The sequence below is a fragment of the Streptococcus respiraculi genome, assembly GCF_003595525.1.
Taxonomy (GTDB): domain Bacteria; phylum Bacillota; class Bacilli; order Lactobacillales; family Streptococcaceae; genus Streptococcus; species Streptococcus respiraculi.
This window is the reverse complement of record NZ_CP022680.1, coordinates 1,659,821-1,674,375: the sequence shown is the minus strand read 5'-3', so window position 1 is coordinate 1,674,375 and position 14,555 is coordinate 1,659,821. Positions and strand designations below refer to the sequence as shown.

Sequence of the window (14,555 nt, the reverse complement as noted above, 5' to 3'; positions counted from 1 at the left end):
TTTTGATATAATAGAGACTATTGAATGAAAAGGAGATTTACATGATTAAAAAGGGTTCCTTAACAGGTTTGCTCCTGTTTGGTATATTTTTTGGAGCGGGAAATTTAATCTTCCCCCCTACACTGGGTGCCTTATCAGGCGAGAATTTTTGGTCAGCCATTAGTGGATTTGTCCTCTCAGGTGTAGGAATTGCTGTCTTGACTCTCATCATCGGGACTTTAAATCCTAAAGGTTATGTCTATGAAATTTCACGCAAGATTGCGCCGTGGTTTGCAACGACTTATCTGGTGGCCCTTTATTTGTCAATTGGACCATTCTTTGCCATTCCTAGGACAGCAACGACAGCCTATGAAGTAGGAGTTGCTCCGCTTTTAGCTGGTAACGGTCAGTGGGGCTTGCTCATCTTTACCCTCATCTATTTCACTGCAGCCTATCTGATTTCGCTCAATCCCTCTAAAATTCTCGACTTGGTAGGAAGAATTTTGACACCGGTCTTTGCTTTGTTGATTGTGGTCTTGGTTGTTTTAGGAGCTACAAAATACGGCAGTAGTACTCCGATGACAGCATCAGGTACCTATGTGACATCGGCCTTTGGAACAGGATTTTTAGAAGGTTATAATACGCTTGACGCCCTTGCCTCAGTTGCCTTTAGTGTGATTGCTGTAGAAACCATGAACCAGCTTGGTTTTGCTTCTAAAAAAGAATATGTATCCACGATTTGGGTTGTAGGAATCGTTGTGGCTCTAGGTTTCAGTGCTCTGTATATCGGACTGGGGTTCTTGGGCAATCATTTCCCAATTCCGGCAGAGATTATGGCATCTGATTCCAACAAGGGGGTCTATGTGCTATCGCAAGCAACGCAAGCTATCTTTGGTTCAAGTGCGCAGATTTTCCTAGCGATCATGGTGACCATGACCTGCTTTACAACAACAGTTGGCTTGATTGTGTCAACTTCGGAGTTCTTTGTTAAAACCTTCCCACGCTTAGGATATAAGGTCTATGCAACGCTCTTTACCTTGATTGGCTTTGGAATTGCTAATATCGGTCTATCAGCCATTATTGCCTACTCAGTACCAGTTTTGCAAATTCTTTATCCGATTACCATTGCCATTGTTCTCTTAGTCATTGTCAATCGCTTGGTTCCGCTCTCGAAAATCGGTATGCAGCTGACCATTTCCTTGGTTACCATTGTCGCTTTTGCGACCATCATCAGTGCGCAATTCAAATTGGACGGATTAGGTAAGCTTATTGCTGCTCTGCCATTTGCAGATGCATCGCTTCCGTGGCTTGTACCAGCAATTGTGGGAATTTTATTTTCTATTTGTATGCCTGATGGGCAAACAGCAGAGAGTTTTGATATGGAATAATTGCGTCATCTATCACGAAAGTGGTAGATTTTTTTCGTATCTTATCAAATTCAAGTTTTTCCGCATCAAATTCTCTAGTTTTTGGGGTGGAATAGGACTATACTAGACTTACAAATTGATAAGGAGTAACGAAATGACCTCACTTGTATTTTTACTATCGGTGTTTTTAGCAGGAATCTTATCCTTCTTTTCACCCTGCATCTTGCCACTCTTGCCAGTTTACGTTGGTGTCTTACTCGACTCAGATGAACCGCGAACCGTGAGAATTTTAGGATTTGAGATTGCCTGGTATGGTATTGTCAAGACTCTCTTTTTCATCGCAGGACTATCCATGGTCTTTGTCACCTTAGGCTACGGAGCAGGCTTCCTTGGAAATCTTCTTTATACTGACTGGTTCCGGTATGTTCTTGGAGCAATCGTCATTGTCCTTGGGATTCACCAAATGGGGATTATCAATATCGCCCATTTGCAAAAACAAAAAAGTGTACAATTCAAGCAGAATAAAAAACGCAACGATTTCTACAATGCTTTCTTGCTCGGTTTGACCTTTAGCTTTGGATGGACGCCATGTGTCGGACCGGTCCTCAGTTCAGTGCTTGCCATTGCAGCATCTGGAGGAGATGGTGCTTGGCAGGGAGCAATCTTGATGTTGCTCTACACATTAGGTCTTGCCCTTCCATTCTTATTAGTAGCCTTGGCTTCATCATTTGTCTTACGCTACTTCAGTAAACTCAAACCTTACATGGGGACCTTGAAGAAAATTGGTGGAGCCATCATTATCTTAATGGGAATCTTGCTCATGTTAGGCAATTTAAACATTTTTACACAACTATTTGGATAAACAAAAAAATCATTCATTACAAAAGGAGAAATCTCATGAAAACAAAAACATTATTACTCGCTAGCCTCTTGTCAGTTGGATTGTTAACTGCTTGCTCTACTCAAAAGACAGACGATATGAAAAAAACAGATGACAGCTCGATGATGAAAAAAGAAGACAAGATGTCTGATGAAAAGAAAGACATGAAGGATGAAAAAATGTCTGACAAAGACAACATGAAAAAAGACGAAATGAAAGATAACATGTCTGACGAGAAAAAAGACATGAAGGATGAAAAAATGTCTGATAAAGATGACATGAAAAAAGACGAAATGAAAGATAACATGTCTGACGAGAAAAAAGACATGAAAGATGATAAGATGTCTGACAAAGAGGATATGAAAGACGAAAAAATGGACGACAAGGATAAATAAGGGAGGACAGTATGAAAAAACGCAACCTGCTACTCACTAGCCTCATTTGTTTAGGTGTTTTAACTGCCTGCTCAACCAACCAGAAGATGGATGATATGAAAAAAACAGATGATAGTGCTATGATGAAAAAAGAAGATAAGATGTCCGATGAAAAGAAAGATATGAAAGATGACAAGATGTCTGATGACAACAAGGACATGAAGAAAGACGATATGAAAGAAGGAGAACCAAAAGCGATGAATGATGGGAAACCAGCACCTGATTTTAGTTTAGAAGGTGTAGATGGAAAGACCTATAAGCTATCTGATTTCAAGGGCAAAAAAGTTTATCTGAAATTCTGGGCATCATGGTGTTCAATCTGTCTTTCAACCTTGCATGACACAGAAGAACTTGCGAGTCAGGAAGAAGGTAAGGATTATGTCATCTTAACAGTTGTTTCTCCTAATCACATGGGTGAAAAGTCTGCAGAAGATTTCAAAAAATGGTATGATGGACTTGACTACAAACACATGCCAGTCCTTCTTGACCCAAGCGGAAAATTATTGCAAGAATACGGTGTCCGTGCTTACCCAACCTCAGCCTTTATCGGTAGTGATGGCGTTTTGGTAGAAGTCCATCCAGGATTTATGGATAAAGCTGGTATCGAAGACAAGCTCAAAGAAATCAAGTAGGAGGTAGGATATGGAAGATAAGTCCAAATTATTCCTCATCCTTGGCAGTGTGTTGATTGTGGTTGTAGCCTTTGTATTGGGAAGTCGTTTGTTGACTGGATCTTCCACATCATCTACTTCGCAAATTAAAGATGCAGCCATGAGCCAGACCAACGAAGTCACAAGAAAGGATAAAAAAGACAATATGAAAGAAGATCTTAGAGAAATTTATCTTGCAGGCGGTTGTTTCTGGGGTGTAGAAGAATACTTCTCACGTGTTCCGGGAGTGACAGATGCTGTATCTGGTTATGCTAACGGTAAAGGAAGCACCACCAAGTATGAATTGATTAGCCAGACAGGTCATGCTGAAACAGTTAAAGTGACCTACGATAAGAATCAAGTATCCCTCCGTGAAATCTTGCTCCACTATTTCCGTATCATTGACCCAACCAGTGTCAACAAACAAGGAAATGACCGTGGAACCCAGTATCGAACAGGTGTTTATTACACGGATAAGGACGATTCAGCTGTCATTGAAGAAGTTTTTAATGAACAAGCTAAGAAATTTGATAAACCACTTGCCGTTGAAAAAGGTGCTTTGGAAAACTTTGTAGAAGCAGAAGAATATCACCAAGATTACCTCAAGAAAAATCCAAATGGATACTGTCATATTAACGTCAACCAAGCTAGCTATCCTGTCATTGATGAAAATTTGTACCACAAACCAAGTGATGAAGAAATCAAGAAGATGCTCACGGCAGAAGAGTACGCTGTAACGCAAAAGAATGACACAGAACGTGCCTTCTCAAACCGTTATTGGGATCAATTTGAAGATGGAATCTACGTGGATATTGTAACAGGCGAGCCTCTCTTTTCTTCAAAAGACAAGTATGATTCAGGATGTGGCTGGCCAAGTTTCTCAAAACCAATCAGTCCAGACGTAGCAACGTATAAAGATGATACCAGTTTCAACATGGTGCGGACTGAGGTAAGAAGCCGAGTTGGCGACTCTCATTTGGGTCATGTCTTTACAGACGGCCCGAAAGATAAAGGTGGTCTGCGCTACTGTATCAATAGCCTTTCAATCAAGTTTATTCCAAAAGCAGAAATGGAAAGTCAAGGCTATGGCTACCTCTTAAACTATGTGTAATATACTCATTTGAAACTGAGGCATCATCTTTCCTAACTCCGATTATGCTTGCAATTTTAGCAACGTAACAATTGTCAGTTTCAATTGATTATATGAAGGTAAGGCGGGGAAACTCGCCTTATTTATATGAAAATAGACAAGACTGTATAGGAAGATGGTCGGTTTTCTGCTATACTAGAGACAACAGGAGAAAGTTATGTATAAAATGATGATTGTAGAAGATGAATACCTTGTCCGGCAGGGGATTTCGTCTTTGATTGATTTTGACAAACTGGGCATGGTAGTTGTGGCAGAAGCTGAAAATGGCCTAGCGGCTTGGGAGTTATTTCAGAAAGAGCAGGCAGACATCCTTCTTACCGATATCAACATGCCGCACATGAACGGTATCCGATTGGCGCAACTGGTCAAAGAGCATTATCCAGAGACGCATATTGTCTTTCTGACTGGTTATGATGATTTTGACTATGCGCTGTCCGCTGTTAAGTTAGGAGCAGATGACTATCTTCTCAAACCTTTTTCCAAAGCAGATGTGGAGGAGATGTTACTCAAGGTTAAGGAGAAACTAGATAGGGAAGACAAAAGGCAGCAGATTCGTGATTTAGTTCAGCAAAGTGAAGAATCCAGTTTCGCACAACTCATCCAAGAACGCTTGGCAGACCAAGATTTATCCCTCAAATCTCTGGCTCAGAATCTCGGATTTAGTCCCTCACACCTCAGTGTTATTTTTAAAAAAGAATTAGGACTGCCCTTTCAAGATTATCTCATTCAAGAGCGGATGAAAAGAGCCAAATTGTTACTGTTAACAACCGATTTAAAAATCTATGAAATAGCAGAGCAGGTCGGTTTTGAAGATATGAACTATTTTTCTCAGCGTTTCAAACAGGTTGTTGGTGTCACCCCCCGCCAATTTAAAAAAGGAGAGCAGAGATGAAGCGGTTTTCTCTTTTTGTTCAGTTAGTTGTTTATGTGGCTGTTACCATGTTATTGCTTCTGGGTATTGTTGGTGCAGTTTATTATCATACGAGTTCGGATGTGATTCGTGAAACAACTGAGCAAAGTACGCAACATACCATTTCTCAAAGTGGTCAATTCGTCCAGTCTTATTTGGAAAAGTTAAAGGAAACGACCAGTAGTCTTGCTACGAATGACTTGGTAAAGACTTACGCAGAAGATTCTAGCGCTCAAAACGAGGGCAATCTTCGCAAACTATTTGATACGATTTTATCAACCGACCGCGACTTGGTCTCAGCTGTTCTTGTGACAAAATCAGGTCACTTGGTAGCAACAGATGAGGCGGTCAGCATGAAAACATCTAGCGATATGATGAAAGAGGCTTGGTATCAAGCAGCTATCCATGAGCATGCTATGCCTGTCCTGACACCAGCCCGGCAAAACTTATCAGAATCAAGCGACAAGTGGGTAGTTTCTATTACCCAAGAAGTGGTGGATGAAAAAGGCGAGAATCTCGCTGTTGTTCGCTTGGATATTGCTTATGATACCCTGTCGCACTATTTGGATAGCTTGCAGCTGGGAGAAGACGGCTTTACCTTTATTATCAATAGCAATCATGAATTTGTCTATCATCCCAAAAAGAGTGTCTATTCATCTAGTGAGGAGATGAAAGCCTTGGAGCCTTACATCTTAGCGAAAAACGGCTATGTCAATCAAGGAGCCTCCTATGTCTACCAGTACAAGATTCCTCAGAGTGATTGGGTGATGATTGGAGTGGCTTCTCTGGAAACTCTTCACGACTTGCAAAGGCAGATTCTGCTATCCTTTGTAGGGACAGGTTTCTTGGCACTTGCTATTTGTCTCTTGGGGATTTGGTTTATCTTGCGCCACTGGATCAAACCTTTGCGGGATTTACAGGAAACGATTTTGGCCATTGGAAATGGAAATGCCAGTTTACGTGCTAATGAGCAGGGGGCACCTGAATTGGTTGATTTAGCTCGTCAATTTAATCGTATGTTGAATCAGATTGACAAATTGATGCTTGCAGTCAAAGAAGAAGAGCAAAATGTCCGCAAATACGAGCTACAAGCTCTCTCCAGTCAAATCAATCCTCATTTCCTGTACAATACCTTAGACACAATTGTTTGGATGGCGGAGTTTAATAATAGTGAGAAAGTAGTTGAGGTGACCAAATCGCTAGCCAAGTATTTCCGTTTGGCGCTGAATCAGGGGAATGAGCAGATTGCGTTAAAAGATGAGATTGACCATGTGCGTCAGTATCTTTTTATCCAAAAACAGCGCTACGGGGACAAGTTGACCTATGAAATCAAAGAAGACGCACGATTTGATGATTTTCAACTGCCTAAGCTGGTTTTGCAGCCCTTGGTGGAAAATGCGATTTACCATGGGATTAAAGAAGTCAAGGGACAGGGCTTGGTGCGTGTGCTCGTTGAAGAAAGAGGAGATTTTCTTGTCGTGTCTATCTATGATAATGGTCGTGGCTTTATTGCGCATGATACGACTGAAAATCTTCTTGTAAAACTCGGCGGTGTCGGCTTAAAAAATGTGGACCAACGCTTGCGACTACAGTTTGGTAAGGATTATCGTATGGAGATTGATTCTCGTAAGGATTCTCACACAGCTATCTCGTTATTCTTTCCTAAAAAGTAAATTTTTTGGACATTTCATGGGAAACTGTTTAAAAATAGGGCATAGTGAGCAGAATAGTTGAAGCGATTCCGATATTATGTTATTATAATAACTATAAAATAAAAGGAGGACAGCCATATGTCAGAAGAAAAATTGTCAGCAAAATTGGACCAAGTAACAGGTGGTTTGAAAGAAGCAGCTGGAAAAGTCGTTGGTGATAAGAAAACAGAAGTTGAAGGCCTTATTGAAAAAACTGCTGGTAAAGCAAAAGAATTAGCCGATGAAGCAACAGATAAAGCCAAAGATCTTGCAGATGATGCAAAAGGTGCAGTAGAAGGCGCTGTAGAAGGTCTTAAAAATGTTTTTGGTAAATAATCAATTATGATGATCACCTAATACCCCGCAAGGGGTATTTTTTATGGAGATAGCCTATTAAAAAAATGTTGTGAATTTCTGAGCATAATTATTGTAATCGGTACCAAAGATATAGTATAATGTAACTTGTAAAAAAATATTTTTTAGGAAAGTGAGATTTACTTATGTCTAAAATCGTTGTTGTTGGTGCAAACCACGCTGGTACAGCTTGTATCAAAACTATGTTAACAAACTATGGTGCGGATAACGAGATTGTTGTATTTGACCAAAACTCAAATATTTCTTTCCTCGGTTGCGGAATGGCGCTATGGATTGGTGAGCAAATCTCTGGCCCAGAAGGCTTGTTCTATTCTGACAAAGAGCAATTGGAAAGCCTTGGCGCAAAAGTATACATGAACTCACCAGTTGAGTCTGTAGACTATGACAAAAAAGAAGTACATGTTCTTTTAGAAGATGGTAGCAAACATGTTGAAAGCTACGACAAATTGATTTTTGCAACTGGTTCACAACCAATCTTGCCACCAATCAAAGGTGCTGAAATCAAAGAAGGTTCACGTGAATTTGAAGCGACTCTTAAAAATCTTCAATTTGTTAAGTTGTACCAAAACTCAGCAGATGTAATTGAGAAATTGAAAGATGAAGAAATTAAGCGTGTAGCAGTTGTTGGTGCAGGTTATATCGGTGTTGAACTTGCAGAAGCTTTTGAACGCAAAGGGAAAGAAGTCATCTTGATCGATGTTGTGGACACTTGCTTGGCAGGTTACTACGACCGTGATTTGACAGATATGATGAGCAAGAACCTTGAAGACCACGGTATCCAATTGGCATTTGGTCAAACTGTACAAGCAATTGAAGGTGACGGCAAAGTAGAACGTATCGTAACAGACAAAGAAACATTTGATGTAGATATGGTCATCTTGGCTGTTGGTTTCCGTCCAAATACTGGTCTTGGCGATGGTAAGATTGAACTCTTCCGCAATGGTGCCTTCCTTGTAAACAAAAAACAAGAAACTAGCTTGAAAGATGTCTATGCAATCGGTGACTGTGCAACTGTCTATGACAACTCAATCGGTGATACAAACTACATTGCTCTTGCAACAAACGCTGTTCGCTCAGGTATCGTAGCAGCTCACAATGCATGTGGAACTGAACTTGAATCAATCGGTGTTCAAGGTTCAAATGGTATTGCAATCTATGATCTTAAGATGGTTTCAACTGGTTTGACATTTGAAAAAGCGCAACGCTTTGGTTACAATCCAGCTGTTACTGAATTTACAGATAACCAAAAACCAGAATTTATCGAACATGATAACTTCCCAGTAACCCTTAAAATCGTTTATGATAAGGATACACGTGTTGTTCTTGGAGCGCAAATGGCTTCGAAAGAAGACATGTCAATGGGTATCCACATGTTCTCATTAGCTATCCAAGAAAAAGTAACAATCGAACGCTTAGCGCTTCTTGATATCTTCTTCTTGCCACACTTCAACAAGCCATACAACTACATCACAATGGCAGCCTTGGGTGCGGAATAAGGAATCCAAAAATCTGGAGGGAATGTCTCCAGATTTTTTCTGTCTTTCACAAATAATGAGCGTAATCGCCATAACGAGGTATCTACCGAGATCGTCATTTTTCCAGTATACTGTTAGTAATACTCACCCAAAATCAAAAATAGCGGTCACCCAGCCTCTGTGTACAATCAAATTTAGTTGGCAAAGAACAAGGTTTGAATCACCTCTTGAAGTTGATCAATGACCTCGTTTAGTGTTCTAAATACCTTATTTTTAAACCCACGTTTTCGAATCTCAACCCATACTTGCTCAATAGGTTTCATTTCAGGAGTATAAGGTGAAATGGAGGTAAATTCTATATTCTTAGGGATAGCTAAGGTCTGATATTTATTATCCATGACTAAAATAAGGTAATCATCTGGATAGGCCGTTGATAGCTCATTTATCCAATGGCTATTACATCTACCTGCTATTATGAAAAGCGAGTCTTCTGTATGAGCATCTACAGCACCATAAGAATAGCGATACTCGACTAGCTACGCGAGGACGGCAACTCTTTAGTGAGCAACAAGAACCCAGTTTAGTAATACGACCAAATCCTGTCGTATCTTGATACCTAAAGCAGGTCTTTTGGTAGGATTTCTCAGCGATGAAGCGCTTACTTGCTCTCTTCTCGAATAAAGATTTTATTTTTAGACGCTAAGATGGTTTTGACGTCTGCTTTTTTAGGGAGTTTAGGGTGAGGACTAACCATACGCCAATCGTGGTATTTAAGGAGCTCATAGGCAAGAGAGAGGGATAGTTGAGATTGGCCTTCAAGAAGAACTTTATACATTATTTCCTGTTTCAGTTCTGGAGAATAATGAGGCTGGGCGAAAACTCAATTTTTAACCTCTCTTAAAAACTGGACAATATAAAATGGCTTAGAATCAACGTTTCTTGACAACGTTAATCTAAGCCATTGACTATTTTTAAGACTTTTTGCCCAGCCTCTTCCTACCTGCCTTAATGCCATATCTAGCCATGAGTTTTATCATGTATTTGAGATCGGAAACTCTAACATCGTAGATCTTACCAATCCGAGACCATGTCCTCCCATTTTTTCTCAAGTTCATATATCTTTAGTTTATTTTTGTAATTTAATTTCATCAAAAAGCAAGCCATTTGTTAGATTTTTTGTCTAACAAATGGCTTGCGGTTCAAACCTGCTAGAAATTATATTTTTTAAATTACAATTCAAATAGTTGTATTTTTCGGGGTATGGTGCTATAATAGCTATGGTTCTTTTCTGTCGACACACAGAGAGGGACATCTGCTTGTCAGATAGATATATTTTTATAGAAAGTAGAGGAAAATGGATGTTTTTCAAGAAAAAACAACGGTTTTCAATTCGCAAGTTTACGATTGGTACGTGTTCGGTTCTTTTAGGGACAGTATTCATAGCAGGCTTAGATCAGGTAGCGGCTGAAGAAGCCTCAATTGAAGTGTTTTCTCCAGCACTAGAGCAAAGAGGAGATGAGACATCAGATGCGGATGTTACAGATAGGACAAATATTGTAGCCTCCCCGGTGGAAGAAGTGAATTCAACCGATCGTCAGTTAGCTGTTCAGAAAAAAGTGAAAGTACTGGACGTAGCTAATCTCAGCGAAGCTGAGAAAGCAGCTGTTGTAGCGACTGTTCGTTCAGATAATAACTTAACAGAAGGCTTTCAAGTTCTTGTAGATAGCGATGGTTCAGTCACGGTATTAGAAAATAGTGTCCTTGTCGGTCGTCTGACAAGTGCTGAAGTAGTGGAAGTTCGTGGGGTAGAGCCTACTTCAGAGGATTCTGCAAATGATACAAAACCAGTCGCTGAAAGCAATGAATCGGAAAGACGTGCAAGCTGGCCAAAAGCACCGAGCAGAGAAGAAGCCTTTCCAAACCAAGGTCAACCATTTGTAACTTCAGGAACTTCGGCCTTACGAGCAACCAACCAAAATGGTGTAGAAGAAGGAGCGCCAGAGTGGAAAACGGATTACTCTGTTAAGCCAGTCAATGAAGCGGATCCGAAAGACCCAGAACCATCTCGCTACACTACGGCTATTCTAGGATTAAAAGAGGCCCATGGAGATACAGAACATCCGATAAAATTCACTTATTCTGTTGATGCGGAAGATCCAAAGTCTGATGATGGAAAACCAAGCAAAATCTATATTACAGCCTTCAAGGACGGTAAGCCTGTTGGCAATGCCACACTCGACCTTTCTGATTCTACGACAGTTGTACCACTGACGGTTGATAATTTTACGGTTAACTTCACGGTGAAAGACGGTGATATCGCTGCAACCAGTGCTAATTCAACTTATTTTGTTGGTAGATCTTTTAGTGTGAATTCATCTGGTAACATAAATTGGGCAAGGGAGGTTGTCACTGCTGCGCCAGAATGGTTGGTACAGCCGTCCCGTTATTTTGATATTGATACAAATGAGGAGATTCACCCTCCGTATAATCAATATGGTTGGCGAGGTTCTGATTATAAGACAGTCCCAATCACCATCGAAGGTTACGATTATGTCAACACAGTAGGTAATCCTTCGGGAGATTTGATTCCGACTAGAGATTTAAGAAAAGGTTCTGTTCAGTATCTCCGCAATGTCGTAAGGGGGCCTTCAGGAATTAGAGAAATAGATGAAACTACAGGACAAGAAAAAACTGGAAATATTACGCTTTATCGAAAAATAACCTATCTTGATAATAATGGAACAATGGAAGTAGAAGCCTATGTGTTGCCAGATAATATAGAGCTTAAGCTAAAAAGGCAAGAAGAAGTAGCAAAAGCTTTAGTAGATGGTCCAGAAAAAGAAGCAGCCTTAGCTACAGTGGCAGAGGCTAAGAAAAAAGCAGAAGCAGAGTATTTCTTTAACCATTTAGAGGAGTTTTCGATTGAAGAGAACAAGCTGTACGACCCTCGAAATTATTCAGATGCGGATGTAGTAGCAAAACCTGAATTAGCGTTTCTGATTAGTAAAGACAATACCCGCTACTTCCGTGGGAGATTTGAAGATAAGTCTAGAGCTCTTTCAAACGGTGATTTTGCTGTTGAAAAGTATGCGGACTTGCCAAATAGTACTGTTGTTGAAGTAGGAAAACCATATCGTGTTGCTAGCCCGATTCTTCGTGGAAAAGACAATACAACTAATTTTATTTTAAGCACATCTGAAGTAACTACTGCACTCCGAAATAGCTGGTCAATCGGTTCTGCTGTTTATTACTACTACCAAGCAAAACCAGGTTCAGTCATTGTCAACTATGTGGATGAAGATGGAAACCCATTGATCTTTAAAAAGGGAGATGAGCTTATCGAAGGTAACCAAAAAGTTGTTACAGATGGAAAAGCAAACACCCCTTACAATACAGATACAGAGGATTACCATCCAAAAATTGTCAAAACGCCTGCTCCTGAAGGAAAAACGGAAGGGAAAACCTATGAACTTGTCCCAACTGGTGATTATCCAGTAGGAAAAGTAACCAATGGTGCATTGACAGAGACAAAGACAGCCTTAGGGACAGATGCCCCAACTGGTGATATTGCAGCAGATAAGATTAAGAAAATCACCTATGTATATCGTGAAGTCAAGGGTGATGTTGTGATTCTCTACCGTGAAAAGGGGACAGGAACACCAATCACAGGAACTGGAGACAAGGGCCAAAAAATCGGAAATGTCTCAACCTCGGATACCCAAGATAAGAAGGATGATACTGAGCGCACAACATGGGAGGGAGCAGTCATTGACACCCCCGCTTCATCAACTGGTGAAGACTATACAACGGCTGATAATCACCCAGAAACCATCACCACAGACGATGGCAAGGTCTACAAACGAGTCGAAGGAACCGAAGGAGTTTCTGGAAAAGAAACTGGAACAGTCGTAGAAGGTACTACTCGTGTTGTGTACTACTACGAACTTCAAAAAGGTGATGTCATCGTTCACTATGTTGATAAAGAAGGCAATCCGCTCACAGGAGTTGGAAACAATGGCAAAACAATTGGCAATATCTCGACTTCAGTTACCGAAGACAAGGAAGATGATAAGAAGGGGCCAGAACTAAAAGGTACAGTAATTGACACTCCATCTTCAGATACAGGAACAGACTATACAACGACTGATAACCGTCCGACCGAAATCACCACAGACGACGGCAAGAAGTATAGACTTGTACCAAACTTGACTCAAGGAAAGGAAGACGGTAAAGTTACACCAGGAACGACAGAAGTTACCTATGTCTACGAAGAACTTGGTGGCGAAGTAACAGCTCAATACTTCGTAGAAGGCAGTGAAACACGTCTATACAAAGACTACAAAAACAAAACAGATAAAGTAGTCCAACCCCAAGACACCCCAGTTGGCACAGCCTACGCAGACGAAGCTCCAGAAAGCCTATTTGACGAAAAAGGAGTAGAATACATTCTTGTAAGAAATGCGGATGGAGCTCCAAAGGTGAAAGCCGGCTCAGCGAAGTCTACAGGCAAGGTAGCCCAAGGCAAACAAGTAATCCAATACGAGTACAAGAAACGTGAGACACCTACGGATAAACCAGGTAAGTACATCCCATACATCCCAGTGGATCCATCTAAGCCAACAGATCCAAATGACCCACTAACTCCTCCAGTAAATCCAAATACTGGTGAAAATATCCCACCAGTGGATTATGATGAGACTCCAGAGGATCCAAATGACGATCCACGTTTACCAGATATTGATGGATTTGTACCAGTCGATCCAAAAGATCCAAGCAAGCCATTGCCAAAAGATCCTAATGGAAAATATGTCCCACCAACACCAGAGAATCCGAAGGAAGATACACCAATTCCTTATGTACCAACAGGTTCAGTCACTGTTCATTATGTAGACGAAGACGGAAATGTCATTAAAAATTCAACCGTTGATACGCCAACATCACCAGTTGGAACTGAGTACCACACGAACGAAAATGGTAAGGAAATTCCAAAGGAAATCCCAGGGGAAGGTGGCAAAGTCTATGAACTTGTCAAAGTGAAAGACGGCGATGTGGAAAATGGTAAAGTTGTAAGAGGTATTACAAATGTTACCTATATCTACCGCTTGAAATCTACACCAGTTATTGAAAAAGGTGAACTTGAAGTTAACTATGTGGATGAAAATGGTACTCCATTAGCACCACAAGATAAGAGTAAAGGTAAACCAAATGATCCATATACAACAACTCCAAAAGAGATTGATGGCTATGAATTGGTACGTGTAGAAGATGATGAGCCAAACGGTCGCTACATCAATGGTGAGAAGAAAGTTACCTATGTGTACAAGAAGAAGCCAACTATACCAGTACCTCCAATAACACCACCAACAACACAGGTTCCACCAACGCCAGAAAAACCAGTAGGAGTAGCGAAAGGAAAATTGCCACGCACAGGTGATACTCCAGGAAATGCTGCATTTGCATACGGCGTTGCTGCGTTAGGATTTGCGGCTTTTCTCGGACTCGGCAAGAAGAAATCAGAAGACGAAAAATAATTCGATTTCTGAGACTTTAATGGTGAGTTTGATGATGTCATCATCAAATCAGCAGATACATCAGATTGAAGAAAAAGTCCATTTTGGACAATTTTCTGGCTCTTTGTCAATTG

General features: G+C 40.6%; 10 protein-coding genes and 1 pseudogene. 10 read left to right on the top strand and 1 reads right to left on the bottom strand.

The genetic code is table 11. The features are described from left to right. Positions 1 to 41 precede the first annotated feature (41 nt). The 9 genes from brnQ (at position 42) to nox (ending at position 8,932) form a co-directional block, all read left to right on the top strand. Positions 42 to 1,367 carry a branched-chain amino acid transport system II carrier protein gene (gene brnQ, locus CHF41_RS08070; protein ID WP_119876788.1) on the top strand — a complete coding sequence of 442 codons (1,326 nt, stop codon included), beginning with the start codon at positions 42 to 44 and terminating at the stop codon, positions 1,365 to 1,367. A 133-nt stretch (positions 1,368 to 1,500) separates the two neighbouring features. Then, positions 1,501 to 2,208 carry a thiol-disulfide oxidoreductase-associated membrane protein CcdA2 gene (gene ccdA2 / locus CHF41_RS08065; RefSeq protein ID WP_119876787.1) on the top strand — a complete coding sequence of 236 codons (708 nt, stop codon included), beginning with the start codon at positions 1,501 to 1,503 and terminating at the stop codon, positions 2,206 to 2,208. A 35-nt stretch (positions 2,209 to 2,243) separates the two neighbouring features. Further along, on the top strand, positions 2,244 to 2,621 hold the full coding sequence (locus CHF41_RS08060) for a hypothetical protein (RefSeq protein WP_119876786.1): 378 nt from the start codon (positions 2,244 to 2,246) through the stop codon (positions 2,619 to 2,621). Between the two features lie 11 nt (positions 2,622 to 2,632). Continuing rightward, positions 2,633 to 3,292 (top strand): redoxin family protein, encoded by a 660-nt coding sequence (locus CHF41_RS08055; RefSeq protein ID WP_119876785.1) that lies wholly within the window; start codon positions 2,633 to 2,635, stop codon positions 3,290 to 3,292. Between the two features lie 10 nt (positions 3,293 to 3,302). Then, on the top strand, positions 3,303 to 4,421 hold the full coding sequence (msrB, locus tag CHF41_RS08050) for a peptide-methionine (R)-S-oxide reductase MsrB (RefSeq protein ID WP_119876784.1): 1,119 nt from the start codon (positions 3,303 to 3,305) through the stop codon (positions 4,419 to 4,421). A 196-nt stretch (positions 4,422 to 4,617) separates the two neighbouring features. Continuing rightward, positions 4,618 to 5,352, top strand: a complete 735-nt coding sequence (locus CHF41_RS08045; protein WP_119876783.1) for a response regulator transcription factor — start codon at positions 4,618 to 4,620, stop codon at positions 5,350 to 5,352. Next, complete coding sequence (locus CHF41_RS08040) at positions 5,349 to 7,043, top strand: cache domain-containing sensor histidine kinase (protein WP_119876782.1); 1,695 nt, start codon at positions 5,349 to 5,351, stop codon at positions 7,041 to 7,043. Before CHF41_RS08045 ends, CHF41_RS08040 begins: the two co-directional genes overlap by 4 nt. A 117-nt stretch (positions 7,044 to 7,160) precedes the next feature. Then, a complete protein-coding gene (locus CHF41_RS08035; RefSeq protein WP_119876781.1) occupies positions 7,161 to 7,397 on the top strand; it encodes a CsbD family protein in 237 nt (78 codons plus the stop codon). A 164-nt stretch (positions 7,398 to 7,561) separates the two neighbouring features. Beyond that, positions 7,562 to 8,932 carry a H2O-forming NADH oxidase gene (nox, locus tag CHF41_RS08030; protein ID WP_119876780.1) on the top strand — a complete coding sequence of 457 codons (1,371 nt, stop codon included), beginning with the start codon at positions 7,562 to 7,564 and terminating at the stop codon, positions 8,930 to 8,932. 123 nt (positions 8,933 to 9,055) lie between these two features. Here nox and CHF41_RS10225 read toward each other — a convergent pair. Continuing rightward, positions 9,056 to 9,695 (bottom strand): annotated as a pseudogene (locus tag CHF41_RS10225) (transposase); the annotation flags it as partial. A 574-nt stretch (positions 9,696 to 10,269) separates the two neighbouring features. Here CHF41_RS10225 and CHF41_RS08025 point away from each other — a divergent pair. After that, positions 10,270 to 14,442, top strand: a complete 4,173-nt coding sequence (locus tag CHF41_RS08025; RefSeq protein ID WP_162911934.1) for a MucBP domain-containing protein — start codon at positions 10,270 to 10,272, stop codon at positions 14,440 to 14,442. The last annotated feature ends 113 nt before the right edge of the window (positions 14,443 to 14,555 follow it).